Below are 25,342 nucleotides of genomic sequence, written 5' to 3'. Positions count from 1 at the left end.
CCGCTTCTGGGAAAGATTGCGCGAAACGTCAAGGGAAAATCAAGCAATATCAGTAGTTTGGAATGATTCTAAACTGAAAAACTCATCTTTTAACAGTCGATGGGGCGCCGCGATCAATCGGCCAGGACCCGCGTTGGCGGAAAAGTGACCTCGACCAGCGTGCCCTCGCCGGGCACGGAACTGATTGCGAAAGAGGCGCGATTGGCCTCCACCATGGCCCGAGTCAGGGGCAGGCCGAGGCCCGTCCCGTCGCCGCGCTTGCGCTTCAACGTATTGATTTGCTTGAAAGGTTTCAGCGCCTCGTCGATCTCCGCCGGGCTCATGCCGATGCCCGTATCGCGCACCCGCATCACCACCGATCCGTCATGGCCATAAGCGGTTGAAACGATGACCTGGCCACCGGCCGCGGTGTAGCGGGTCGCGTTCGAAAGAAGGTTGAGGGCGATTTGCCGCACGCTTCTGGGATCGGCCACCACATCGGGCAGATTGGAGGCGAAGCTTGAGCGGATGATCACCCGCTCGCGATTGGCCTGCGGCTGCATCATCGCCACGGTCTGCCCCAGCACATCGTTCAGCGGCACCGCTTCATAGTGCATTTCCTGCTCGCCCGCCTCGATCTTCGAAATGTCGAGAAGGTCGTTGACCAGGTCCAGAACGTGATTGCCCGAGCGGTTGATGTCGCGCAGGTAATCGCGATAGCGGTCATTGCCGATCGAGCCGAACTTCTCGTCGATCATCAGTTCGGAAAAGCCGATGATGGCGTTCAGCGGCGTGCGGATCTCGTGGCTCACGCGGGCCAGGAACTCGGTCTTCTGCGAGGAGGCGCGTTCGGCCTCGGCGCGCGCCTGGGTCAGTTCCTCGGCCGCCCGCTTCCATTGGGTGATGTCGCGCAGCACGGCGCAGAAGCCGCTCTGGTGCGGCAGCCGGCCGATGGTCATGAACAGGGGAATGAAGCGCCCTTGCGCCTCGCGGCCGATCACCTCCAGCCCGTCGTTCAAGACGCTGGCCACGCCGTTGTCCGACAGGCTGTTGAGATGCTCCTGAACGGCGCGCTGGCTCTCGATGGCAAACAACGCGGTGAACGGCTTGCCGACCACGTCGTCGCCGTCAAAGCCGAACAGCGCCTCGGCCGGCCGGTTGGTCGAGCGTACCGTGCCGTCATTGTCGATGATCGCCACGCCGTCGGTTGCGGTATCGACGATGGCGCGCATTTCCGCCAGGTGCATTTGCAACTCGGCGGTCTCGGCGTCCATCTGTGCATCGACCAGCGCCGAGCCCGCCTTGTCGTCTGCGGCAATGCCCCGCGCCGGCGGCGGTGTGATTGTTCCGCCGGCATCCGGTGTCTCGCTGCGGCTTAGAGCCAACAGCAACGCCTTGCCGTGCTCCCACGGCACCGATTGCAGATGCGCGCTGACGTCGATCAGCATGCCGGCCGCCGTCTTCAGCTTCATGCTGCGCCCGTCGCCGGGCGTGTCCGAGGCCTCGTAGGGTTCCGGGAACAGCGCGTCGATGCCGCCGCTATCGCCGAGATCGGTGAGGTCGCGGTAGCCGGTCAGTTCGAAGAAGGCGTGGTTTGCGTAGTGCAGAATATCGCCGGCATGGATCAGGATCGGCAGCGGAAGCCGCGCCAGAAGCGTGGTGTCGGCCCCGCTGGTGCCATTGCCTGCCGCAGACCCGTGGAAAGCCGAGGGCAGGAAGGCGGGATTTACCGGTTCAACAAGCGGTTTGCCGGCCTCCGCCGTCTCGACGGGCTCGGCAGGCAAAGGCGCATTCCCCGCCGTGCTTTCCGGCCGGGCGTCATCGCCATCGGCCAGCGGTGCATCGACAACGCTCTCCTGGGGAGGCTCCAAGGCCTCGGCCGATTCTGCGCCGGCATCGTCCTGTGGTGAAACCTCGCCGGCCTCGAGGGCCTTGTCGGCGTGGTCGTTCATCGTTGCGGCCAAGGGCCGCTCTTCCGCTGGAATCCCGATCGAAGATTCTTCCGCGCCCTCCGGTTCACCGGGGTCGCTGTCGCGCCGCAACCGGTCACCGATCTCGCGAAAGGCGGTTTGCTCGGTTGGCGACAGGCCGCCATCCTTCTGTGGACCGCGATGCTCGGCAAGGCGGATGACCTTGTCGCTTTCCCGTCGGCCCGGCCCGTCGCTGATCGTCAGCGCGGGCTTTTCCCCGTCATGGGGAGCAACGTCATGGGGAGCAACGTCATGGGGACGCGCCGTTTCATCCGCCGCTGGCGTCTCGGGTGCTGCCGCGTCGGCAACATCGCTACGCGCGTCCGGCACATGGCGGGGCGTGGGCATTGGCGCACCGGGCGTCAGCACGTGACCGATCCCTTCCGGATCGGTCACGGCATCGCCCATGCGGGCCAGGCCGAAACCATGGAAGCCCTCGAACACGCGGCCGCGTCCGTAGATCGGCAGCGCCGCCAGGTCGACCGGCACCTTCAGTCCCGTGCCTGCCAGCGGCCAAAGGACCGTGCGTCCCGACCAGGTGTCGCGGCGTTCGAGAAGCGCTGAGATGCGCCCTTCCGGATCGAGGCCGAAGGCGTTCGATACATCGCGGAAGCGGCGCCCCATCACATCGGCCGCCGCCGGTCCGACGGCCTCGGCGAAAGCGTCGGAAAGGGCCGTGAAGCGGCCTTCGGCGTCGGTTCGCCAGGCAAAGCGCACCGTGCCGGAGGGGCGCGGCGCGGTCTTGGTTTCGGCGCCGGCCCCGGTTGTTTCCGCGTCCGCACGCTCTTCGCCGTGGCCAGCAGGCTCAAAGGAGGCTGTTTTCGCCTCCAGCGGCTCATTCTGCGCCGCTTCGCCGGGGACAGGAGGCAATGTCACATCCTTGATCGCGACCGGCGGCGGGATTTCCTCTTCGGCGGCTTCGGCAGGCGGGAGCTGATGGTCCTGCGCGATCGCCGGCAATGTCTGCGGCGCCTGTTGCGGCGCGTCGTTCTGTTCGTCGACGACGATCAGCAGGTGCATCGCCGGGTCGTCGGTCAGCCGGGCGAAGGCGGCGGGCAAACGGCGCGGCGTGCCCTCGATGATGCGCTTGACCAGCCGGTCCGCCTCGTCCCGCACTTCCGCCACCAGGCCGCCGAGCGTCTCGTGGGTGATACCGAGCGCAGCAAAGTCGCGGGACGCGGCCGCGACCTGTCCATCTCCATCGATGAGTGCCGCAAACTGGCCTACGGCGTCAAAGCCCTCCACCGCGGCTGCGGCGCGAAAGCCGTCATCGCGCATGCGCATCGCCGATGCGGTGCGGGCAAGCAGGATGGCGCGTTCGCCATCGGGCAGATCGATGGCGCTGGCGTGCAGCGTGACGAGCGGCGCTGCCACCCCGCGCGAAAGGCGCACGGCGATCGCTTTGTCGTCGCCGATATCGGGAAAGCCAGGCGTGGCGGCGATCTGCCGGCGCGCGGTGACCGACAATCCGGGTTCAGCGCCGATGGCCGCCTCGATGTTGCGATGGCCGAACAGCGCGGCGCCGGCGCCATTGGCCCAGATCACGGCATTCAGATCCCGGGACAGGATGACCAGCGCATCGCCCGCCGCGAAACGCTCCCGCACCCGGTCGAGAACCGCGATATCAACGAAGGAGTAGGAAACTGACGCCATTCAAACGAGCCAAAAGACCATTTCTATGCGCACACGCCCGGTGCCAAAGCGGCCCTGGCAGTGCGCGGTTGGGTTCAAACAGCATCGGACTGCCCATCCGCACCCGCTGCTGCGGCATTCCGACAACGGCATTAACACATCATTAATAAAAGCATGTCGCGGCCCGGTCCACAAACACCTGATGCGTTATCGCGGAATCTCGGTGATTGGTTAATCGAAACAGGGTTTTATGCTGCAGCGCAATAAAATGTTGCAATGCAGCATAGATCGCGCTATATGAGGGCCATCAATTGTTCGGCGGATCCAGCGTGCAGCACGACCCGCCCTGACCCAAAGGATCGTGGCTATGACCAAGACCAATCAGAAAGACACCGAGAGCGTTGAGTTTCCGTCCTTCGATGCGACGCAGGCCAGCGAGCAGTTTCGCGCTTTCGCCGAGAAGAGCACCGAGCAGACCAAGGAAGTCTACGCCCGCATGAAGGCGAACGCCGAGGACACCCAGAAGGCAATCGAGGCGACCTTCGAGAGCGCCAAGTCGGCCGGCAACGAATTCACCAGCAAGTCCATTGCCGCCATGCGCGAAGGCGCCGAGGCCAATCTCGCCCATCTCGAGGCGCTGGCAGGAGCCCGTTCCTTCGCCGACCTGATCGAGATGCAGAGCACCTTCATGCGCAAGCGCATGGAAGTTGCCGTCGACCAGCTGAAGGATTTCCAGGTTGTTTCGCAGAAGTCCGCCGAGACCCTTGCCAAGCCGATGAAGGACGTCTTCGAGAAGGCCGTCAAGGAACTCCGCGTCGCTTAAGGCATTTTGCGATCAGGTGGAACCACCAGATCAATCGCTCGTGGGCTGACTTTTCGAAACAGATGGGGACCATCTGTTTCGGTCAGACCACTAGCGTCCGCGCAAATGCGGAGCAACATGAGATAGCGCACGGGGCAGCGGTTCCGTGAAGTGATAAACCGGTCGAACACGTTTGCGATCGATCGGGGCAGGAACACCCGGCGGCAGATCCTCCTCCCATTGCCGCTGGGCTCGGGCCGAAACCTCCTCCCTTCGGCCCATCAATGAAAAGACCGGGATCCTCCCCCCGGTCTTTTTTTGTTTTGGGCGGCGTCATTGTTTTGGCTTGAAAAAGCGGTGGTTTGCCCGTATTGACGCCTACGCCAGTCAATGGCCGCGTGCGGTTGTAGCTCAGTTGGTTAGAGCGCAGGATTGTGGCTCCTGAGGTCGGTGGTTCGAACCCACCCAACCGTACCATTTCATTTCCCTATGTTCCCGAAACCCAACGCAAACTGCGCGCTACAGAGCGTCCAGCTCGGCATCGTGGCCGCGATCACAGCAGCGTGCCCTGATCCTGCGGCTTGGCCGGCGCATCCTGAGGCGGCTTGCGCGGGGCGCTGCCTTTGCGGCTCTCGCCGGCGGCGATGGCGCGGGTGACGCCATCGGCGAACTGAATCTGCAGCTCAAGGCCCGGCTGAACGTCCTTGGCTCGCTTCAGCGGTTCGTTGTCGGCGCCGCGCACGAGCGCGAACCCACGCTCCAGCACGGCACGGTACGACAGCGATTCCATCAGGCGGACCGCCTGTTCGCGGCGCTGGGCGGCGCGCTCCAGCCGCGTGCGCACGAGTGTGTCGGAGCGCTGTTCCATCAGCCTCAGCCGTTCGCGAAAATGGGCGATGCGCTGGTTGAGTGCGCCGGGCGAAACGCGGCCCGCGTCGCGGTTGAAGCGGGTTCGCTGGCCACGCACCATGGCCAGGAACACGCCGGGCAGCCGCTCGCCGGATGCGGTTGTCCGCCGCCGGGCTTCCTTCAGCCGCCGCTGCAGCGTCGCCGGCGACAGCCGGAGACCGCTGAAGGTGAGGCGCTTGCGCTGGGTGGCGGCCGACAGCGCCCGGCCGAGCCGGCTGGCCGATTCGTCGAAACGCCGGCGTGGCAGGGCAAGCAACTGGTCGGGCGAAGGCAGGGCGCGGGCCAGTGCCCTCAGCGCCTGCCGTTTTCGTTCCCCGTCGCGCGAGACGGCACCCTTCAGCCGGGCGGAAAGCCGCACCAGCGACGCTTCGAGATCGGCCTTCACCGGGACAGCCATTTCCGCGGCTCCGGTCGGCGTCGGCGCACGCCGGTCGGCGACGAGGTCGATGAGCGTCCAGTCGGTTTCGTGGCCGACCGCCGAGATGACGGGTATCATCGAAGCGGCGACCGCCCTGACCACGGCTTCGTCGTTGAACCCCCAGAGATCCTCGAGGCTGCCGCCGCCACGCGCGACGATCAAAACGTCGGGGCGGGGCAGGGGGCCGTCAATCGGCAGTGCGTTGAAGCCGTTGACGGCGGCCGAGACTTCATCACCCGACGTTTCGCCCTGCACGCGCACCGGCCAGACCAGCACATGCACCGGGAACCGGTCGTTGATGCGGTGGATGATGTCGCGGATGACCGCGCCCGTCGGCGAAGTAACGACGCCGATGACGCGCGGCATGAACGGCAGCAACTGTTTGCGCGCGTCTTCGAACAGGCCCTCGGCGGCGAGCTTCTTCTTGCGCTCTTCGAGCAGCGCCATCAGCGCCCCGGCACCGGCCGGCTCGATGCTTTCGATGACGATCTGGTACTTCGACGAGCCCGGATAGGTGGTCAGCTTGCCGGTGGCGATGACCTCCAGCCCTTCCTGCGGCAGGAACTTCAGCTTCGAGAAGACGCCGCGCCAGATCACCGCCTCCAGCCGTGCCCGGTCGTCCTTCAGCGCGAAATAGGCGTGGCCGGAGGAGTGCGGCCCGCGATAGCCGGAGATCTCGCCGCGCACGCGCACATGGCCGAAAGCGTCCTCGACCGTGCGTTTCAGCGCGCCGGAAAGCTCGCTGACGGAAAACTCGGCGACATTGCTTGGCGAATCGTTTGGTGGCAGGTCTGTCATGGGTCGATTGAGACGGTGCGGACGTCGCGGGTCAAGCCCGCGCGCCTTCCTCTCGCGACGTTTGCCTTACCAGCCCGCCAGGATGCGGCCGGGACGCAGCCGTTTGCCCTTCGGGTTGTGGAAGGTTCCATTGAAATCGAAGCTTCCCTTCTCCTCAATAAAGGCTGGAACCGACAGATTGTCGAGGCTTTCGCCGATGTGTCGGGCCAGCGCGTCGATGATCTCGACCTGGCCCGTATGCCCGCGCATCAGGCCGATATGGCAGTCGGGCAGGGTGTTGAAACCGTCCGCCTCGCCCAGCACCCGCATGCCCGGTCGCAACGCGCATTCGGGCAGGACCGAAACCGCCAGGCCGGACAGCACGGTCGTGGTGATGACGGTCGCCGAGAAGCTGGTGAACAACACCCGATAGTCGCGGTTCATCTCATCGAGCGCCGCGCAGGCGGCGCGACGCCACAGGCAGTTGGGGCGGCCGAAGGCCATCGGCAGCACGTCGCGCTCATGCACAGAATGGTTGGCAGAGCTGACCCAAAGGACCGGTTCGCGGCGCACGGCCTCGGAGCCGCCTTTCGCATCGTCATGGGTGACCAGCGCCAGGTCGAGATTGCCGCGCCTGATATGCTCGACCAGGTTGGGCGTCGGCTCGCACAACACCGATAGCTCCACACGCGGATTGGAGCGCGAAAAGCGCGCCATGATCTCCGGCAGGAAACGGTCGGCATAGTCGTCCGGCGTGCCGATGCGAATGTGCCCTTCCAGGCTCGCATCGTCGAAGGCGGCCAGCGTTTCGCGGTTGAGGCGCATCAGGCGGCGGGCAAAGGTCAGCAGACGCTCGCCATTCTCTGTCAGCCGGTTGGTGCGGCCGTCTTTTTGGAACAGCGGTTTGCCGACGCGGTCCTCGAGACGGCGCATCTGCATGGAAACGGCGGACTGGGTTCGATGAACCTCTTCCGCCGCCCGCGTGAAGCTGCCGGTGTCGGCAATGGCGATGAACGTGGTGAGTTGATCGAGGTCGAGTGGGGCGGCCATGGCATCATCTATCATCATTGTTGATGCTAAAGATTAGAAACATTCGTTCGACTAATCAATAAGGTCTTGGCATTCTCTTTTCATGCAAGGCCGATGGGCGCTTCCAGCCACTTTGGAAGCGCCCCAGCCGCACTTTTCGCTGAGCCGGACCATTTTCGAACGAGGAAGGAGAACGACCATGACACGCGCCGATTCCGATGCCTTCGCCATGACCGCCGCCGCACGGCCGGTCGGCATTGCGCGTCACGCCGTGTCGTCCTTCATGGCCGCTGTGTCGCGCTTCTGGAAAACCCGACAGGCGATGCATCAGCTTTCGGAAATGTCCGACTGGCAGTTGGCCGACATCGGCCTGACGCGCTGCGACATCGATGTCGTTTCGCTGAGCGTGCCGCACGGCGACGCCACGCGTGCGCTGCAGGAAATCGCTGCCGACCGCACGCGTCCCAGGATGCCGAATTCCGTAAATCCCTTGCAGGCCTGACTCCCGCAATGCCGGTTTCCCCCCGGCTGCCTGCACATTGCCCGGTCCCGTCAACGGACCGGGCTTTTTTATGGCGGTGCAAAAAGCTGTAACGTTATTTCAGCTCGGGTCGCCGTCTTCCTCGTCGATGGAACGGCCGGGAATGGAATAGGATCCGGATAGCCACCGATTGAGATCGACGTCCTTGCAGCGGCTGGAACAGAATGGATAGAAGGCGCGCTGCGAAGCCGCGCCGCATTCCGGGCAAGGGCGCTTCGGCCGCAACGGAGTGACTTTTTCGTCCTGGTGCTGCGACATCGTCTACTGGTCCCCGGTCTACTGGTCTCGCGCGCCCGAAAGCCAGTTGAAATGCACCTTGTAGCCCTCGGCCACCAGCAGGTTCACCGTCTCGAACAGAGGCAGGCCGACCACATTCGTATAGGAACCGACCAGCTTGACGACGAACGTTCCGGCAAGCCCCTGGATGGCGTAGCCGCCGGCCTTGCCGCGCCATTCGCCGGAAGCCAGGTAGCTCTCCAGTTCCTCGCGCGACAGGCGCTTGAAGCGCACGCGCGTCTCGACCAGCCGCTGGCGCAATTTGCCGGCCGGCGTGACCAGGCAAAGTCCGGTGAAGACGCGGTGCGAGCGGCCGGAAAGCAGTTGCAGGCAGTTCGACGCTTCGTCGATCATCTCCGCCTTGGGCAGGATGCGTCGTCCGACGGCGACCACCGTGTCGGCGGCGAGGATGAATCCGTCCTCCGCCGCGCCGTCCTTCCGCAGGCGCTCGAGCGCCTTTTCCGCCTTGCCGCGCGACAGCCGCTTGGCAAGGGAGCGCGGGTGCTCGCCCTTGATCGGCGTCTCGTCGATATTGGCCGGGACCAGGTGATCAGGCTCGAGACCTGCCTGCTGCAGCAGTTCGACACGCCGCGGCGATCCGGAAGCAAGCACGAGTTTCTGAAAGGCGCTCATTCTTGTCTTACCGGTCGCGGTTGTCGGTTCTACTTGAAGCGATAGGTGATGCGACCCTTGGTCAGGTCATAGGGCGTCATTTCAACGAGCACCTTGTCGCCGGTCAGAACGCGAATGCGGTTCTTGCGCATCCGGCCTGCCGTGTGCGCGATGATTTCGTGTTCGTTTTCCAGCTTTACGCGAAACATCGCGTTCGGCAGCAATTCCGTAACCACGCCTGGAAACTCCAGGACTTCTTCCTTTGGCATCCGATACCTTCGGTTTTGCAGATATTCCCGGCCGACGGCCGGAATTGGCGCGGAACCTAGCCCATTCATCCGTCTTTGTGAACAAGCTTAGGGTGGCCTGAAGTTAATTTGTGTCCGTTTTGTTGCGCTTGCCAAAACGGGCGCCGATCGCCGCGGCCAGCCGCTCGCGCACATCGCGATAGGCAGCCATGATCTGCTCGCGCGTGCCGCTGACGATGGTCGGGTCCAGCATCGGCCAATACTCCACGTCGGCGGCTATGGTGCGGGTCATTTCCAGTGCCCTGTGATGTGCCTCAGGAGAAAGGGTGATGATGAGGTCGAAATTGGTGTCGGCGAGTTCCTCGATCGATTGCGGATGCCGGTCGCCGAGCGTCAGGCCGTCTTCGTCGAGGATCGCATCGACGAAGGGATCTCGTTCGCCGGCGCGCAGGCCGGCCGAGGCGAGAAAGACGCTGCGCGGCAAGGCCCGGCGTGCCAGGGCCTCGGCCATCGGCGAGCGGATGGCGTTCATGCCGCACAGGAACAGGACCGACTGCGGAGCGCGTCGTTTGTCTGCCTTGGACAAGGGGTCGAGTGCGTTCATGGCCGTGCTCCACGGCCGCCGAAGCGCATCGTCTAGCCCCGCCAATGCAGAACGCAGACCAGCGTGAAGAGCCGGCGCGCCGTGTCGAAATCGACGTCGATCTTGTCTTTCAGGCGATCCATCAAGGTCTGGGAGCCCTCATTGTGCAGGCCGCGCCGTCCCATGTCGATGGCCTCGATCTGGCTCGGTGTGGCGCTGCGGATCGCATCGTAATAGCTCTCGCAGATCAGAAAATAATCCTTCACGATGCGCCGGAAAGGCGTCAGCGAGAGAATATGCGTCACCACCGTTTCGCCATTCTCGCGCGAGATCGAGAAAACCAGCCGCGAATCGACCAGCGACAGCTTCAACCTGTAGGGGCCTCCCGCCTCGTCGCCGACCGGCCGAAAGCTGTTTTCTTCCACCAGGTCGAAGATCGCCACGGCCCGCTCGTGCTCGATGTCGGGGGTCGCGCGGCCGACGGATTCGTCGAGTTCGACTTCGACCAGGCGTGCTGTGTCGGAGCCGGCGCAGCTCATCTCAGAGATCGTGGTCTGGTCGTGCGGGCGTTTCCCAGGCGGCGCCGAGATCCGTCAGCCGCGCCTCGACGCACTCCACGTCGAGTTGGATCGCCGCATTGCCCGAGAAGATCAGTTCGACCGTGCCGGAAGGCGCCGCGCCCATGGTGAAGTCGACGGCGAGCAGCGACAGGATGTCGTTCGGCCGGCTGCGGTCGATGCCGGCGGTCCTCACGGACTGGACGCGGTCGAAATGCAGGATGCTGCGCCGCCGCTCATGCGGCGTCGGCCGGAAGGCGCGGCGTTTGGTTTCCTTCTCCCAGACGAACCGGTTCATCGCCAGGGCGAACCGCTTGTCGCCCGGTTCGAACGCCAGGTCACCCACCTTGGTGACCGCATCCTGCAGATGCGCCGAAAGGATCGCCAGATCCTCCTCATCGAGCGCCACGAGTTTGAGAAAGTCCATGGTCAACCGCGCCGTTCTGAGTTCAGCTGGAAATACGCTCGATCGTCGCGCCGCAGCCCGAAAGCTTTTCCTCGAGTCGCTCGAAGCCCCGGTCGAGGTGATAGACCCGGTTGACGTCGGTGCTGCCTTCGGCCGCGAGCGCCGCGATGACGAGGGAAACCGAGGCGCGCAAATCCGTCGCCATGACCGGCGCTCCGCGCAGGCCCGCCACGCCATCGACGACGGCGGTCTGGCCCGACAGCGAGATTTTCGCGCCCAGCCGGGCGAGTTCCTGCACATGCATGAACCGGTTCTCGAAAATGGTCTCGGTGATGTGCGACCGTCCCTTGGCCATCGTCATCAGGCCCATGAACTGGGCCTGCAGGTCGGTCGGGAAACCGGGAAACGGTTCGGTGGTGACATCCACCGGCGTAATGCCGTGTCCGTTGCGGCGCACGCGAATGCCGGTATTGGTGCGGATGATCTCGGCGCCGGTCTGCTCCAGTGTTCCAAGCGCCGTTTCCAGGAGGTCGGCCTCGGCACCCTCGAGCATCACGTCGCCGCCGGTCATCGCCACCGCCATCGCGTAGGTGCCGGTCTCGATCCGGTCGGGAATGACCCGGTGGCGGGCGCCTGAAAGGCTGGTCACGCCGTCGATCGTGATGGTCGCCGTGCCCGCGCCGGAAATCTTCGCGCCCATGGCGTTCAGGCAATCGGCCAGGTTGACGATCTCCGGTTCGCGCGCCGCGTTCTCCAGCACCGTCTCGCCCTTGGCCATCGCCGCCGCCATCATCAGCACATGCGTCGCGCCGACGGAGATTTTTGGAAACACGTATCGGTTGCCGATCAGGCCGTTCCTGGCTTCCGCCAGCACATAGCCCTGTTCGATCTCGATCTCCGCACCCAGTGCGCGCAGGCCGTCGATGAACAGATCCACCGGCCGCGTGCCGATGGCGCAGCCACCCGGCAACGAGACACGGGCCCGGCCCATGCGCGCCAGGAGCGGCCCGATGACCCAGAAGCTCGCCCGCATCTTCGACACCAGCTCATAGGGCGCCGTCGTGTCGACGATGCTGCGCGCCGTGAAATGGATGGTGCGGGAATACCCCTTTTCCTGGCTTTCGCGACGTCCATTCACGGAATAATCGACGCCATGATTGCCGAGGATGCGAATCAGGCTCTCGACGTCTGCCAGATGCGGCACATTGTCGAGCGTCAGCGTGTCGTCGGTCAAAAGCGAGGCGATCATCAGGGGCAGGGCGGCGTTCTTGGCGCCGGAGATAGGCAGCGTGCCGTGAAGCGTGTTGCCGCCGGTTATGCGTATGCGATCCATCTGTTCTCACTTCCCGGGGCGATCCCCAGTCTCGGTCGCGGCGGGATTTTCCCCGCTGGACCAGAATGCATTGAGTGCCTTGCGGGATGATAAAGCCCGGTCGCGGGGAGGCAGTTCGGTTTCGGCATCGTCACTCGCCCACGCAAAAGCATGTTTATCTAAAATGGTCCTAAAACAAGGCTGCTTCAGGCGCAAGGAATGCTTGGGTGCGGCCGCTCACGGCTTCTTGCTCTTTGCTTCGGTCGACAGGCCCTCCGGCCGTTCGTCGGCATTCCCCTGGCGCCGCGAGCGCGCCTGGGCCTTGCGCCGCGCCAGGTTGGCGCGCAGTTCCGCAGCCAGCCTGTCGCCGCGTCCGCCACCCCCGCTGCCACCCTTGTCGGCGCCTCCTTTGCGGTCATCCTGCTTCGGTTCGGTCAAGCCATTGCCCTCAAGTTCGCGTCAGTTGCATCGTACCGGGCAATCGCCCGGCTGCAAGCGGTGTCGATGCGGTGCCGCCGGCGCTCGGCAATCACCGCGAATGTGCGCTTGCGCTATGCTTTTCATTGTGGCAGAAGTCCGCCGCATCATGGCTCCGACATTGCGCGGGCCATGTGGCATCAAAGGGGCGGTGAGGTCTTGTTCCTCGATCAGGGCCGGTCACGAGAACCCGTTATGGCGCTGCTGCGGTAGCTCAGTGGTAGAGCACTCCCTTGGTAAGGGAGAGGTCGAGAGTTCAATCCTCTCTCGCAGCACCAGTTCATCCCCGCCGATTCCCAAAAACGCGATCGACCTTGATTTGCTGGCCCGGATTTGCACACCCGTCCCAGCCGTAAGCCATCCACAATGTTACGGTTTCGCGGTGCACCGCGCGGATCGAAGGGCGATCCTTACTTGCCCATAACGCGTAGTCGAACCAGTTTGAGAATCATCCGGTTACGACAGCCGGATGGCAAGCGCATTTGGCTTGCGAAGTAATAGTCCCAGTATCGATCATCGTATCTCAAATGTGTCGGTAGCCCAAGGGATACGCGGATCTTACGCGGATTCCTTTCGCGCAAAACAGAAACTGGAAGACAAGCCGGTGCTCGATCCGTTTTCGGGCGTTCCGCGGCTGGGAGACATCGAGACGCTTTCGACCTGGCTGGCGGACGAAATGAGCATAAGCACTTTCGAACTTTGGTGTTTGCTGAACCAGATCGAACGGTCCTGCAGACAGTTTGAAGCGATGAAGGCGCCAATACCGATTCGCACCGTATATGCGAGGCGGGTGATGAAGGCCGCGCTGAGAAAGCGATTGGCGTTCTGAACAGAGGGTAGGTGAGCCAGTGTTCCCGAACATCCATCAAATCCCCGAGCCTGTTCTCGGCGGATGCACAGAGCGAAAGAACGATGCTGCAACATACTCTTACGAACACTGCCAAGATTGAGCGGAGCGTTTCCCGGAGCCCAAGGGCTGGAACGCGCGCAGAGCCCCGCAATGCCGCCGCGAAGGAGCAGGATGAGCGCCTCGCGACGTTGCAGGCGCTCCTGGCAAACCCGCATTTCCGGGCATCCGAACGCAACAAGCGGTTTCTGACATTCGTCGTCGAGGAGACGATTGCCGGACGGGCCGACCGCATCAAGGCGTTCACCATCGCCGTGGATGTTTTCGGCCGTGACGCGGACTTCGATGCGACGGTCGATCCCATCGTGCGGATCGCCGCTGGGCAATTGCGCAAATCCCTGAACGAATACTACGCCGGGCAGGGGCGCATGGATGACATGCGGATCAGTCTGCCACTGGGCGCCTATGTTCCTTCCTTCAAGAAGTGCTCGAGGTTCAAACAGGCCCTTCAGCGCCTGAAGTTCTTTTTGACCTCGAAGGAGTTTGTCGCGACCGGCCTGGCCGTCGTCACGGCAGCCGCGATCGGCTATGGAACGGTCTTTGCCCTTTCTGTCTCCGACCTGAAGGCGCCCGCCGGCGCGGAGCACGCGGTCGTCGTGCTCGACAGCGCCCGCAGCGGCGCGGCGGATCAGGCGTCCGGCCGCTTCGCACATGCGCTGACCGAGGCGTTGTGGGTTCAGATGGGACGCCATGACGCGATCCGCCTGATCGGCGTGCGCGCCGAGGAGAAGCTCGATGCGGTCGTCTCGCAGGCGCGCAAGTCCTTCAGCGACAGCGAGCGCCTGTATCAGTTGCTGACGACGGTGCAGGTAGAGAACGACAATGTCCGCGTATACTGGCATCTCGTCGATGCCGATTCCCGCGAGACCTATTATTCGTCGCGGGTCAGTCAGGAGGTCGCGGTCGATGCGCGCAATACGGCCGCCGACGCGATCGCCGCCAACATGGCGGCCTCGTTGTTCGGTTACGACGGCGTGCTGTCTCCATATGCCGACGGAGCGAAGGTTCTGGCAAACGACCTTTCGAGGTGAGTTCCATGTGATCCCGCCCGGTCCGGCGGTCCCGAAGCATCGTGTTCTCAAGAACAACCGGAGCGTCCTTCGCGCTGCCGAATGGACGGGCAAGTATACTCTGCCCGTGCATTCGGCATTCGCGCTTGATGGGCAGTCCAGTCAGGGAAACAACCGTCCGGATGAAAGGCACCTTCGGCCATGTCGGGTCCGCCGGTCGTCGGCTATTTTCGCCCCATACGCCGCTGCGGATTGCTGGTCTTCTTGCGGCCGAAGGCTGGATGCAAACGTTTGCATTCCTGCAATAGATCGAGATCCACCGGCCCCTGCCGCACGATGAGCAGGTCCACTTCCGCATCCGACAGGCCAAGTCCGGCCAGTTCATCGAGAAGCATGAAAATGGTGAACTGATCGATCAGCGGTTGGGCGGGCATGGCTTCGTCCATGGCAAGGCGACCCACGTGCTACGATCCGGTCGGGATGGTTGGGTCCCAAGGCCTCGTTTGCACTCCTGCGGAGGCAGACGAGGCCTTGGGAGAAGCCGGCCCGGGGGGCGGGAGGACCGGCTATTCGTGAAGCTCTCCGGCTAGGCGGGAGAGCTTGGACTGCGAACGGGGCGAGGGGGTGGATTAATCGCGCCAGCCAGGATTGCCGGCCAATATGGTTTGGATTGATCGAGCGTCATTGCCCCTGTCCGATGTCTTCATTGAGTGTCTGAATGGACAGTGCTGCCGGGGGGTGATTATGAGCAAATAGGCGGCGCGTATTTTTTTGTTTTTTGCATTGTCGGCGCAGTTGGCGCCGGATCGCCAATTGACAGGCGGACCGCGGCGGGAATAAACTTGCGTCTTGTAGAGGAGACAAATGTTCTAACGCATCGAGGCGAAAGCCGGAAGCGGGCTTCGCAAAAGCACGATGTGTGGATCGAACGGTTTGAAGCATTCGTCGAGCGCCCGAGCGAACGCACGGCGCTCCAGGATGAGGAGGGGCTTGCGCCCGCTCCGGGGGGAGAAGAATGGACGCATTTCTGAGCGGCCTTAAAGCGGCCGTGGACACGCTTGGCGCAACCGTGCTGTTGCCCATCGTGATTTTCGTCATCGCGGTGGTGTTGGGCGCCCGGGTCGGCAAGGCGTTCCGCGCCGCCGTTACCATCGGTGTTGCCTTCATCGGCATCAATCTGGTGCTCGGCCTGATGCTCGGCTCCATCGGCGATGTGGCCCAGGCGATCGTCACCAACACCGGCATTCAGCGTGATATCGTCGATGTCGGCTGGCCCTCGGCGGCGGCAATCGCATTTGGTTCGTCGGTCGGCCTGTGGGTCATTCCCATCGGCATCGCCGTCAACATCGCCCTGCTGCTGACCCGAATGACACGCACGCTGAACGTCGATGTCTGGAATTTCTGGCATTTCGCCTTCATCGGCTCGCTGGCCGTCGCCGCCACCGGCAGCCTGGCCTATGGGCTGGTGATCGCTGCGCTGATGGCCGCGCTGTCCCTGCTGTTCGCCGATTGGTCGGCGAAGGCGGTGCAGAAATTCTATGGCATTCCGGGCGTTTCCGTGCCGCATCTGGCCTCCGCCCAGATCCTGCCCATCGCCATCGTCGTCAACTGGCTGATCGAACGCATTCCTGGCATCAACCGGGTCAACATCTCGACGGAGACGATCGAAAGGCGCTTCGGCGTCTTCGGCGAGCCGGTCGTGCTTGGCCTGATCATCGGTCTCGTGCTTGGTGTCATCGCCTATTACAATGCCGGCGATTTCGGCGTCGTCCTGTCGAAGGTGCTGCAGACCGGCATGACGCTTGCCGCCGTGATGCTGCTCCTGCCGCGCATGGTGAAGATCCTGATGGAGGGGCTTCTGCCCGTCTCGGAAGCGGCACAGGAGTTTGTCCGCAAGCGCACCGGCGACCGCGAACTGCTGGTCGGCCTCGATTCGGCGATCCTGATCGGCCATCCGGCGGCCATCTCCGCCTCGCTGATCCTGGTGCCGATCGCCATCGTCCTGTCGATCATCCTGCCCGGCAACCGGGTCATCCTGTTCGCCGACCTGGCGGTTATCCCGTTCATCGTCGCCATGACGGCGCCGCTGTTGCGCGGCAACGTGTTCCGCATGGTCATCGTCGGCACGGTGACGCTTGCCGCCGGCTTCTATGTCGCCAATGCGCTCGCCCCGTTGTTCACCAGCGCGGCCGTCGCTTCGGGCTTCGAACTGCCGGAAAACGCGGTGCAGATCACCTCCGTGGTCGATGGCTTCCTGTGGATTTCCTATGCCGTGATCGCCACGATCCGCGGGTTCGGCGCCGCCGGGCTGGCATTGCTGGCGGCCATCATCGCCGCGTGTTTCTGGCTTTACCGCCGCAACACGGCTGCCTGGGAGCGGGCGGCCGGCGCCGGGGACGATGCGGAACAGGAAGGCTGAGAAAGGTCGTCGATGACGCAAGCACTCATCACCCAGATCGATCCCGGGGCGATCGCCCTCGGGGTCGAGGCCGACGACCGCGAAACGGTCATTCGCCTTCTGGCGGATCGGCTGCAGCGCGGCGGCTATGTGAAGAGCAGCTTCGCCGATGCGGTCATCGCCCGTGAAGCAGCAATGCCGACGGGCCTGCCGCTCGGCCGTGCCGTCAATGTCGCCGTGCCGCACACCGATCCCGAGCATGTGCTGAAGCCGGGCATTGCCCTGGCGACGCTCGCCAGGCCGGTCGCCTTCGCCAATATGGAAGATCCCGACGAGGTGGTGGAGGTCGGGCTCGTCTTCCTGATGGCGCTCAACGACAAGGACCGGCAGATCGAGATGCTGCAGCAGATCATCGAGACGATCCAGAGCGAGGCGGCCATTGCCGGCCTTATGCAGGCCGCGTCCCTTGAAGACGTGGCGGCGATACTGAAATAACATAGCGTTTTGCAGTCAGGTGGGATCACCTGACATCCGCATGAATGCGGTAAAACAAAAAGGTTAGAGCGCTGATCGGGAGAATCGCATGAGCATCAAGAAACGCGTTCTGTTCGCCTGCGGCACCGGCATCGCCACCTCGACGGTGGTTTCGCATGCCGTCGTCGAGGCCATGAAGGAGCGCGGCATCAGCATCGACCCGCGCCAGTGCAAGGCGACAGAGGTGCGCAGCGAAGCGAGCGGCATGGATCTGATCGTCTCGACGACGCAATTGCCGTCGGATCTGCCCGTGCCGTCGATTGTCACGCTCGCCTTCCTGACCGGAATGGGCAAGGCCGAGGCGCTCGACAAGATCGAGGCCGCGTTGCGCGCCTGAGCCGCGCCGCTTCAGGCGGCGTCGTTGAAGCGGAAGAACTCCACCGAATAGCCGCCCGGATCGCGCAACAGGAAGGCGTTGACCAACGCGTTGGTTGTCTGGTCCGGGTTCAAATGTTTGATGAACTCGGCTCCGCCGGCCTTCGCCCGCGCATACCAGGCTTCCAACTCGGCGGTTTCGATGCTCAGCATGACGCCCCTGGCATTGCCCGCCGCGTGATGGCCTTTGGCCTCATCGATCAATCCGACCTGCGCGTGATCGGCGAGGCGGAAGAATTTCACCCATTCCTTGTCGAACGTTTTTTCCAGGCCGAGCACCGTGCCGTAAAACCGTTCGGCGGCGGCCATGTCCGCATAGTAGAAGAAGGTGATCTGCCCCTTGGTGGATGGAATCCCGGCTTTCGCGGTGTCGGTCAAGAGTGCCTCCCTGGCTTGTGCCCACGCATCGACATGTCGTCGCCTTCGCTTATTCGCCCAAACCTATCATTTGATCAAGGATACTCCGACGTTTGCAGGACGCTGTGCGCCGCTTCTTGCCCGCCGGCTTTCACCCTTGGGACGGCATGAGCAGCGTGAAGAGAAGCGCCGCGAGATAGAGACCGACACCAAAAGAGGTGTGCGCGACGAGGCTGCGCAGCCGGGCGACGTTCGGCTGTGGCGTTTTGGATGCGGCGATCCCGGCGCCCAGGCCGGGCTGCAGGATGAAGAATGGCGCCGCCACCGTCGCCAGCCCGGTGATCAACGCCGGAAGGAGGGTGGGGTTGCGCGCCCAGTCGACCCCCCATACGCCCAGAAGCAGGGCGGCGAAGACGATGCCGATTGCATAATGCGCGCTCCACCCCAGGATTGCCTCGCCGGGGATGGGCGCGGCCTTGCCGATCGGGTCATGAACGAAGCGCCCCTTGGTCAGATGCCCCATCCACCGGCCGACCATGGCGTAGTTCAACGGCTGGATGCCCAACAGCAGCCTTTGGATGGCCGCCCAGACATCCATCACAAGCGTCGCGCCGATGCCGATCAGTGCTGCCCGCACGACAAATTCCATTCCCTCATTCATGCGCCGGCTTCCTTCCAGGTCGTTTCATTGCCGTCAGGGCGTTCAAAATTAATACATTCAATTGATTTATTGATTAATGATGAAATGCCGGTGCGCTGTCAATGTCCGATGGAGCGTTGTTTGATCCCGCGCCTAGTGGTCTGACCGAAACAGATGGAACCCATCTGTTTCGACAAGTCAGCCCACAAGCTATTGATCTGGTGGGGCGATTTTTCCCAACAGATGAGTACCATCTGTTGGGATCGCACCACTACGGTATGGCTGTAAGCAGGACGAAGCAGCCGAAGATGACCAGGTGCATGGCACCCTGCATGATTGTCGTGCGGCCGGTCGCCAAGGTGAGCGTGCCGACGAACAGCGAGAGAACGAGCAGGACGATATGCTCGGGTTCGAGGCCCAGCGTGATCGGCCGTCCGAGCAGAAAGGACACGACGGCGATGGCCGGGATCGACAGGCCGATGCTTGCCAGGGCAGAGCCGGTTGCCACGTTCAGGCTGGTCTGCAGCCGGTTGGACGAGGCGGCGCGGAACGCTGTCATACCCTCCGGCAGCAGGATGACCGCAGCAATGATGAGGCCGACGAACGCCTCGGCGAAGCCGATCGCTGCGACGCCCGTCTCGACGCTCGGCGCCAGCATTTCGGCGAGCAGGATCACCATCAACAGCGAGGCGACGAGAAAAGCGCCGCTGACGGCGGTCTTGCCATTCGTCGGAATGGCATGGTGCTCTGCCTGGCCGGCGGTGGCGATGTCGAGGAAATCACCGCGATGGCGAACCGTCTGCACGAACAGAAACGTGCCATAGAGAACCAGCGACACCACCGTCACGAAGGCGAGTTGCACCGGCGAATAATAAGGCCCCGCGACCGCCAGGGTGAAATTCGGCAGGATCAGCGTCAGGGTCGCCAGCGTTCCGAGGACGCCAAAGGCGGCCGCGGCGCCGTGGCTCTGGAACAATTGCTCCTTGTGCCGCAGGCCGCCCACCAGAAGGCACAGCCCGACGACGCCGTTCAGCACCAGCATGACGGTGGCAAACACCGTATCGCGCGCAACCGTGGGATCGCCTTCGGATGGCGACATCATCATGGAGACGATCAGCGCCACCTCGATGACCGTGACGGCGATCGCCAGGACGATGGAGCCGAATGGCTCGCCAATGCGATGCGAAACGGTTTCGGCGAAATGGACGGCGGAAAAGACGCTGGCGATCAGCAGCCCGCCCGCCAGAACCAGGAAAGGAAGCGCGTGGGCATCGACCAGATAAAAATGCTCGGCGCCGGCGAGAAGCGCGGCGGCGATTGGCGGGAAAGATGCGCGCCACGACGGCAAAATCTCGAACTTCATGAAAACACCCCCTTGCCGGAATGAAATCATCTGTTCCGGAGAAACTATCAAAGGGAAGATTTCAATCAGATTAGTCGGCTACTCTCAACTTGTGCACAATGACGATGAACAACATTCTTGGCGTTGGACTTGGCAGGCCGGGCCTGATTTCCATCTGGGCGTCACCCGTCGCGCCGCACAACCGGCGGAAGGCGCGCGGCGTGGAGATGTGCGGAAAGTCCACGACGCTCCCATTGCCAAATCCTCCGGCGCGCGCCATTAAACGGCGGCGTTTCCCGGGCGGATACCCATATGATGGTGGAACATCGCCGATGGCCGCCCGACGCATGAATTGACAATGGAGCACGATCGCATGTCCAACACCCGTACCGAGACCGACACGTTCGGCCCGCTGGAAGTTGCCGCTGACCGCTACTGGGGCGCGCAGACGCAGCGCTCGCTGTCGAATTTCAAGATCGGCACGGAGAAGATGCCGGTGCCGCTGGTGCGCGCGTTGGGCATCGTCAAGCAGGCGGCGGCCGAGGTGAACGTGACGTCGGGCAAGCTCGACGCGAAGCTCGGCGAGGCGATCATCGCCGCCGCCGGGGAAGTGGTCGAGGGCAAGCTCGACGACCATTTCCCGCTGGCCGTCTGGCAGACAGGTTCGGGCACCCAGTCGAACATGAACGCCAATGAGGTGATCTCCAACCGGGCGATCGAGCGGCTTGGCGGCGTGATGGGCACGAAAAAGCCGGTTCACCCCAACGACCACGTCAATATGGGCCAATCCTCCAACGATACGTTCCCGACGGCGATGCACATTGCCGCCGGCCGGGAGGCGGCGGCCGATCTGTTGCCGGCGCTCGCATATCTGACGGAGGCCCTGGACCAGAAGGCAAAGGCATTCGACGCCATCGTCAAGATCGGCCGCACCCACACGCAGGACGCCACGCCGCTCACGCTCGGCCAGGAATTCTCCGGCTATGTGGCGGCTCTGCAGCTTGGCGCCAGGCGCATCGAGGAGAGCCTCGGCGACGTTTACGCGCTGGCGCAGGGCGGCACGGCCGTCGGCACCGGCCTCAATGCGCCGATCGGCTTCGACAGGGATTTTGCCGCGCGCGTCGCCGCCATCACGGGCCTTCCCTTCCGCACCGCCGACAACAAGTTCGAGGCGCTGGCCAGCCATGGCGCGCTCAACGCGTTCCACGGCATGCTGAATGCACTGGCAGCCGACCTGTTCAAGATCGCCAACGACATCCGCTTCCTCGGCTCCGGCCCGCGTTCAGGCCTCGGCGAACTGAAGCTGCCGGAAAACGAGCCTGGTTCCTCGATCATGCCCGGCAAGGTCAACCCGACCCAGGCCGAGGCGCTGACCATGGTGGCCACGCAGGTGATGGGCAACCAGACGACGGTCGGCATTGCCGCCAGCCAGGGCCATTTCGAGCTCAACGTGTTCAAGCCGGTCATCGCCAATGCGGTGCTGCAGTCGATCCGCATCCTGTCGGACGCGATGCGCTCCTTCGCCGACAATTGCGTCAAGGGCATCGAGGCCGACGAAACCCGCATCGCCGACCTGATGCAGCGTTCGCTGATGCTGGTCACCGCCCTGGCGCCCGCCATCGGCTACGACAACGCGGCGGCGATCGCCAAATCGGCGCACAAGAACGGCACCACGCTGCGCGAGGAGGCGCTGAAGAGCGGCCTCGTCTCGGAAGAGGATTACAATCGGCTGGTGCGTCCTGAAAAGATGATCGCGCCTGCGTGAGGGCGCGTCGCCGGCGCTGTCCATCTGACGCGGCTGGATTATGTTGCGATTGTCATCTATTTTGACGACACAGCGTCAACACTGGGCCTATTTTCTTATACAGTGTTTTTGTGTATAGGGGCCCACCTTCTCTCACACGGGATTGCCCAACAATGTCTGCAAACATCCTCGTCCTTGTCGGCCGTATTCTGATCTCGGTCATCTTCATCACGTCCGGCTACGCGAAGCTGACGAGCATCGGTGGCACCGCCGGCTATTTCGGCGGTCTCGGCCTGCCTGCGCCGATGGTCACGGCCTGGGTCGTGGCGCTGCTCGAACTCGTCGGCGGCCTTGCCATTCTGGTCGGCTTCAAGACCCGCATTGCGGCGTTGCTGCTGGCGTTGTTCTGCGTCGGCTCGGCGCTGATCGCGCATTTCGATTTCGCCGACCAGATGCAGAGCATCCAGTTCATGAAGAACCTGGCGATCGCCGGCGGTCTTCTGGTCCTGGCCGCATTCGGCCCGGCGGCTCTGTCCGTCGATCGCGGCAAGGCATAGACGCCCGGTCAACGCACCCATCGTCAAGACTGAAGAGGCCCGCATCGCGCGGGCCTTTTTCGTTTCCGCCCTGCGGAACCATGCAGTCCGGGGGAACCACTTGACGCCCGCATGAACGCGGAAGGCAAAAAAGAGCTTCAATGGGCGCGTGCAGGTCCAGGGCGGGCCATCACGGATGGTTGATACGGCCCCGTCCGCTGCTCAAAACGCAGTGAGACCGCCGCCGGCGGCATTGCACGGAGCAGGCCCAGGGCGCATGTAGACCCCAAGTGATGGAAGAACAGACCTTTGACGTCCGGAGCCCTGGACAGATGGCGATGATGCAGATGACCACAGACCAGAATGAAACGGCGGGGAAACGTCGATTGCTTCGTCGTGTCCTGCCGATGCTGGTTATTGCCGGCGGCCTGGTCAGCGGCTACGCGCTCGGCCTGCACCAATATCTGTCGCTGGGCTTTCTCGCCGAAAGCCGCGAGGCGCTGCGGGGCTACGTGGCGGCCAATCCGCTTCTGGCGCCGGCTGGCTTCGCAGCGCTCTATGCGCTGGCCGTCGCCTTTTCCTTTCCCGCCGCCTCCATCCTCACGCTTTTCGCCGGCTTCCTGTTCGGCTGGCTTTTGGGTGGTGCGCTGGTGGCGGTCGCCGCGACCATTGGTGCTGCGGCGGTGTTTCTGGCGGCGCGCAGCGCATTTGGCGACGCGCTTTCACGCCGGCTCGGTGGCCGCGCCTCGCAAATGGCCAAGGGTTTCGAGAAGGACGCCTTCGGCTATCTCCTGGTGCTGCGCCTGGCGCCGATCTTCCCGTTCTGGATGGTCAACATCGCCCCGGCGCTGTTCAACGTGCGGCTCGGCACCTATGCGCTGGCGACCTTCATCGGCATCCTGCCTGCAACCTTTGCCTACGCCTATCTCGGCCATGGGCTGGACAGCGTGCTGACCGCGGCAGCGCGGGCGGGGCGCGACGTGACGCTCAGTGATCTGGTGACGCCGCAACTGACCATCGCCTTCGCGGCACTTGCAGTGGTGGCGGCGATCCCGCTCGTCATCAGAAAGCTGCGCCGCGCCGCATGACCCACAGCATCCGACAACCGAGACCGCGTTCATGAGCAGCATTCTCACTCCCGACATCTGCGTCATCGGCGGCGGCTCGGGCGGCCTGACGGTGGCCGCCGCCGCCGCCGCCTTCGGCGTGCCCGTCGTGCTGATCGAGAAGGGCAAGATGGGCGGCGACTGCCTGAATTATGGCTGCGTGCCCTCCAAGGCGCTGATCGCGGCGGGCAAGCAGGCGCATCTGATGGGCCAGGGAGAGGGTTTCGGCATCGCCCCGGTCGATGCCGATGTCGATTTCCGCCGCGTCATGAAGCATGTGGAACAGACCATCGCGGCAATCGCACCGAACGATTCGGTCGAGCGCTTTACCAGCCTTGGCGTGCGGGTCATCCAGGCCGAAGCGCGCTTCACGGATGGCAGGACGGTGGTTGCCGGAAACCAGACGATCCGCGCCCGCCGCTTCGTCATCGCCACAGGGTCCTCGCCCTTGGTGCCGCCGATTCCCGGTATCGATGCGGTGCCTCATCTGACCAATGAAACCATTTTCGAGCAGACGCGTTTGCCGGCCCATCTGATCGTCATCGGTGGCGGGCCGATCGGCATCGAACTCGCTCAGGCGCACCGGCGGTTGGGATCGAAGGTTACCGTCGTCGAGGCGCTGACCGCGCTCGGCAAGGACGATCCCGAGCTCACCGAACTGGCACTCCGCCGGATTCGCGCCGAGGGCGTTTCCATCCTCGAACGCACCAGGGTGACGCGGATCGAGAAGCACGGGCGTTCCGGCGTGCGGGTGCATATCGAGAGTGAGACCGGCGACGGGACGATCGAAGGATCGCACCTGCTGGTAGCGGCCGGGCGGACGCCGAACATCGACGCGCTCGATCTCGACAGGGCAGGCGTCGTCCATGGCCGCAAGGGGATTGCCGTGTCGGACAGGCTGCGCACCAGCAACAGGCGCGTCTACGCCATCGGCGACGTGGCGGGTGGCCTGCAATTCACCCATGTGGCGGGCTATCACGCCGGCCTGGTGGTGCGCGCGCTCTTGTTCCGGCTGTCGGCGCGGGAGAACCGCGCGATCATTCCCTGGGCGACCTACACCGACCCGGAGATCGCCCATGTCGGTCTCAGCGAGGACGAGGCACGCAAGAGCCACAGGAGGATCAACATTCTGCGCTGGCCCTATGCGGAGAACGACCGCGCCCAGGCGGAACGAAAGACCGAGGGCCTGATCAAGCTCGTCACCGACCGCAAGGGTCGCATTCTCGGCGCCTCGATCGTCGGCGCTGGTGCCGGCGAGATGATCAATCTCTGGGCGCTTGCCCTGTCGCAGAAGCTCGGCGTGCGCGACGTGGCCGGCTATGTCGCGCCCTATCCGACGATGACCGAAATCGGCAAACGCGCCGCGATCACCTATTTTTCGGCGGCGCCGCGCAAGCCTTTCGTACGCGGGCTGGTGCGTTTCCTGCGCCGCTTCGGGTGAAGCTCACCTCCCCGGCACCATGGTACACGACGCATGCCGATTTCGGTCGTGTTTGATCTTGTGGCAACAGCGTTGTGCGTGGTTCGACAAGCTCACCATGAGGGTGGATATATGGTTGCAAAAACCATCCGCAACGTCGGGGAACCAGACGCCCTGCAAGGTCCAACATCCCTCATGGTGAGCTTGTCGAACCACGCATCCACATCTATGCAATGGGGTGCAAACTGTCGCGTCGTGTACTATGCCCCAGCACAACGGGCAGGCTCCATCCTGTTGTTTCTCCCCATCTATGCGGCTTCCAGGTGATTCCACCTGGCGGCAAAATACTTTACAGCGCCGCGCGTCTTTTCAGACGCGCAAAGGACGCTGTAACACTTTGAAATGCTGCATAATTTTTTCCTCAAATCGATTCCGATTTAAGGAA

General features: G+C 63.5%; 26 protein-coding genes and 2 tRNA genes. 13 read left to right on the top strand and 15 right to left on the bottom strand.

Annotated elements, in window-relative coordinates:
* Positions 1 to 113: 113 nt before the first annotated feature.
* Positions 114 to 3,602 (bottom strand): PAS domain S-box protein, encoded by a 3,489-nt coding sequence (locus AB843_RS20145; protein WP_048648685.1) that lies wholly within the window; start codon positions 3,600 to 3,602, stop codon positions 114 to 116.
* Positions 3,603 to 3,948: 346 nt separating this feature from the next.
* Between AB843_RS20145 and AB843_RS20140 the strand changes: the two genes are divergently transcribed.
* A complete protein-coding gene (locus AB843_RS20140; protein ID WP_048648684.1) occupies positions 3,949 to 4,404 on the top strand; it encodes a phasin in 456 nt (151 codons plus the stop codon).
* A gap of 379 nt (positions 4,405 to 4,783) precedes the next feature.
* Positions 4,784 to 4,860: transfer RNA gene (locus tag AB843_RS20135), tRNA-His, on the top strand.
* A gap of 76 nt (positions 4,861 to 4,936) precedes the next feature.
* Here the strand turns inward: AB843_RS20135 and xseA are convergent.
* On the bottom strand, positions 4,937 to 6,508 hold the full coding sequence (gene xseA / locus AB843_RS20130) for an exodeoxyribonuclease VII large subunit (protein ID WP_048648683.1): 1,572 nt from the start codon (positions 6,506 to 6,508) through the stop codon (positions 4,937 to 4,939).
* A 66-nt stretch (positions 6,509 to 6,574) separates the two neighbouring features.
* Positions 6,575 to 7,537, bottom strand: coding sequence for a LysR substrate-binding domain-containing protein (locus AB843_RS20125; RefSeq protein WP_048648708.1), 963 nt, complete (start codon positions 7,535 to 7,537; stop codon positions 6,575 to 6,577).
* 178 nt (positions 7,538 to 7,715) lie between these two features.
* On the opposite strand from AB843_RS20125, the gene AB843_RS20120 reads away from it, so the two are divergent.
* Positions 7,716 to 8,018 carry a DUF1127 domain-containing protein gene (locus AB843_RS20120; RefSeq protein WP_048648682.1) on the top strand — a complete coding sequence of 101 codons (303 nt, stop codon included), beginning with the start codon at positions 7,716 to 7,718 and terminating at the stop codon, positions 8,016 to 8,018.
* A 99-nt stretch (positions 8,019 to 8,117) separates the two neighbouring features.
* Here the strand turns inward: AB843_RS20120 and yacG are convergent, their stop codons facing one another.
* The 8 genes from yacG to AB843_RS20080 all read right to left on the bottom strand — a co-directional run bounded on the left by yacG (position 8,118) and on the right by AB843_RS20080 (position 12,489).
* Positions 8,118 to 8,315, bottom strand: a complete 198-nt coding sequence (gene yacG, locus AB843_RS20115; protein ID WP_048648681.1) for a DNA gyrase inhibitor YacG — start codon at positions 8,313 to 8,315, stop codon at positions 8,118 to 8,120.
* 18 nt (positions 8,316 to 8,333) lie between these two features.
* The gene (locus tag AB843_RS20110; protein ID WP_048648680.1) at positions 8,334 to 8,966 is read right to left on the bottom strand and encodes a Maf-like protein; all 633 of its coding nucleotides are present in this window, start codon (positions 8,964 to 8,966) and stop codon (positions 8,334 to 8,336) included.
* 29 nt (positions 8,967 to 8,995) lie between these two features.
* A complete protein-coding gene (infA, locus tag AB843_RS20105; protein WP_006200926.1) occupies positions 8,996 to 9,214 on the bottom strand; it encodes a translation initiation factor IF-1 in 219 nt (72 codons plus the stop codon).
* A 103-nt stretch (positions 9,215 to 9,317) separates the two neighbouring features.
* Positions 9,318 to 9,797, bottom strand: a complete 480-nt coding sequence (locus AB843_RS20100) for an arsenate-mycothiol transferase ArsC (protein WP_048648679.1) — start codon at positions 9,795 to 9,797, stop codon at positions 9,318 to 9,320.
* Between the two features lie 32 nt (positions 9,798 to 9,829).
* Positions 9,830 to 10,315 carry a UPF0262 family protein gene (locus AB843_RS20095; protein WP_048648678.1) on the bottom strand — a complete coding sequence of 162 codons (486 nt, stop codon included), beginning with the start codon at positions 10,313 to 10,315 and terminating at the stop codon, positions 9,830 to 9,832.
* A gap of 1 nt (position 10,316) precedes the next feature.
* Positions 10,317 to 10,760 (bottom strand): DUF2948 family protein, encoded by a 444-nt coding sequence (locus AB843_RS20090; RefSeq protein ID WP_048648677.1) that lies wholly within the window; start codon positions 10,758 to 10,760, stop codon positions 10,317 to 10,319.
* Between the two features lie 22 nt (positions 10,761 to 10,782).
* Entirely contained in the window at positions 10,783 to 12,072 is a 1,290-nt protein-coding gene (gene murA, locus AB843_RS20085) for a UDP-N-acetylglucosamine 1-carboxyvinyltransferase (protein WP_048648676.1), read from the bottom strand.
* A 216-nt stretch (positions 12,073 to 12,288) separates the two neighbouring features.
* Positions 12,289 to 12,489: a hypothetical protein gene (locus tag AB843_RS20080; RefSeq protein ID WP_048648675.1), complete on the bottom strand. Its 201-nt coding sequence runs from the start codon at positions 12,487 to 12,489 to the stop codon at positions 12,289 to 12,291.
* A 242-nt stretch (positions 12,490 to 12,731) separates the two neighbouring features.
* Between AB843_RS20080 and AB843_RS20075 the strand changes: the two genes are divergently transcribed.
* The 3 genes from AB843_RS20075 (at position 12,732) to AB843_RS24655 (ending at position 14,466) form a co-directional block, all read left to right on the top strand.
* Positions 12,732 to 12,806 (top strand) — tRNA-Thr (locus AB843_RS20075).
* A gap of 191 nt (positions 12,807 to 12,997) precedes the next feature.
* Entirely contained in the window at positions 12,998 to 13,357 is a 360-nt protein-coding gene (locus AB843_RS25725; RefSeq protein ID WP_157384560.1) for a hypothetical protein, read from the top strand.
* 209 nt (positions 13,358 to 13,566) lie between these two features.
* Complete coding sequence (locus tag AB843_RS24655; RefSeq protein ID WP_053086159.1) at positions 13,567 to 14,466, top strand: hypothetical protein; 900 nt, start codon at positions 13,567 to 13,569, stop codon at positions 14,464 to 14,466.
* Between the two features lie 203 nt (positions 14,467 to 14,669).
* Here the strand turns inward: AB843_RS24655 and AB843_RS20060 are convergent, their stop codons facing one another.
* A complete protein-coding gene (locus AB843_RS20060; protein ID WP_048648673.1) occupies positions 14,670 to 14,891 on the bottom strand; it encodes a hypothetical protein in 222 nt (73 codons plus the stop codon).
* A 569-nt stretch (positions 14,892 to 15,460) separates the two neighbouring features.
* Here AB843_RS20060 and AB843_RS20055 point away from each other — a divergent pair.
* The 3 genes from AB843_RS20055 (at position 15,461) to AB843_RS20045 (ending at position 17,714) form a co-directional block, all read left to right on the top strand.
* The gene (locus AB843_RS20055; protein WP_048648672.1) at positions 15,461 to 16,864 is read left to right on the top strand and encodes a PTS galactitol transporter subunit IIC; all 1,404 of its coding nucleotides are present in this window, start codon (positions 15,461 to 15,463) and stop codon (positions 16,862 to 16,864) included.
* 12 nt (positions 16,865 to 16,876) lie between these two features.
* On the top strand, positions 16,877 to 17,338 hold the full coding sequence (locus tag AB843_RS20050) for a PTS sugar transporter subunit IIA (protein ID WP_048648671.1): 462 nt from the start codon (positions 16,877 to 16,879) through the stop codon (positions 17,336 to 17,338).
* 88 nt (positions 17,339 to 17,426) lie between these two features.
* Positions 17,427 to 17,714, top strand: a complete 288-nt coding sequence (locus tag AB843_RS20045) for a PTS sugar transporter subunit IIB (protein ID WP_048648670.1) — start codon at positions 17,427 to 17,429, stop codon at positions 17,712 to 17,714.
* Between the two features lie 11 nt (positions 17,715 to 17,725).
* Here the strand turns inward: AB843_RS20045 and AB843_RS20040 are convergent, their stop codons facing one another.
* From AB843_RS20040 to AB843_RS20030, 3 genes are all read right to left on the bottom strand, one after another.
* Positions 17,726 to 18,130: a VOC family protein gene (locus AB843_RS20040; RefSeq protein WP_048648669.1), complete on the bottom strand. Its 405-nt coding sequence runs from the start codon at positions 18,128 to 18,130 to the stop codon at positions 17,726 to 17,728.
* A gap of 130 nt (positions 18,131 to 18,260) precedes the next feature.
* Positions 18,261 to 18,770, bottom strand: a complete 510-nt coding sequence (locus tag AB843_RS20035) for a DUF2938 domain-containing protein (protein WP_048648668.1) — start codon at positions 18,768 to 18,770, stop codon at positions 18,261 to 18,263.
* 250 nt (positions 18,771 to 19,020) lie between these two features.
* Positions 19,021 to 20,112 (bottom strand): calcium:cation antiporter, encoded by a 1,092-nt coding sequence (locus AB843_RS20030; RefSeq protein ID WP_048648667.1) that lies wholly within the window; start codon positions 20,110 to 20,112, stop codon positions 19,021 to 19,023.
* Between the two features lie 352 nt (positions 20,113 to 20,464).
* On the opposite strand from AB843_RS20030, the gene fumC reads away from it, so the two are divergent.
* The 4 genes from fumC (at position 20,465) to AB843_RS20005 (ending at position 24,918) form a co-directional block, all read left to right on the top strand.
* The gene (gene fumC, locus AB843_RS20020) at positions 20,465 to 21,856 is read left to right on the top strand and encodes a class II fumarate hydratase (RefSeq protein ID WP_048648706.1); all 1,392 of its coding nucleotides are present in this window, start codon (positions 20,465 to 20,467) and stop codon (positions 21,854 to 21,856) included.
* Between the two features lie 152 nt (positions 21,857 to 22,008).
* Positions 22,009 to 22,392, top strand: coding sequence for a DoxX family protein (locus AB843_RS20015; protein WP_048648665.1), 384 nt, complete (start codon positions 22,009 to 22,011; stop codon positions 22,390 to 22,392).
* 311 nt (positions 22,393 to 22,703) lie between these two features.
* Positions 22,704 to 23,459, top strand: coding sequence for a TVP38/TMEM64 family protein (locus tag AB843_RS20010; RefSeq protein WP_048648664.1), 756 nt, complete (start codon positions 22,704 to 22,706; stop codon positions 23,457 to 23,459).
* 31 nt (positions 23,460 to 23,490) lie between these two features.
* Complete coding sequence (locus tag AB843_RS20005; protein WP_048648663.1) at positions 23,491 to 24,918, top strand: dihydrolipoyl dehydrogenase family protein; 1,428 nt, start codon at positions 23,491 to 23,493, stop codon at positions 24,916 to 24,918.
* Positions 24,919 to 25,342: the final 424 nt, after the last annotated feature.

The sequence above is a fragment of the Nitratireductor soli genome (assembly GCF_001050155.1).
GTDB classification, from domain to species: domain Bacteria; phylum Pseudomonadota; class Alphaproteobacteria; order Rhizobiales; family Rhizobiaceae; genus Nitratireductor; species Nitratireductor soli.
This window is presented reverse-complemented; position numbering and strand designations above follow the sequence as displayed.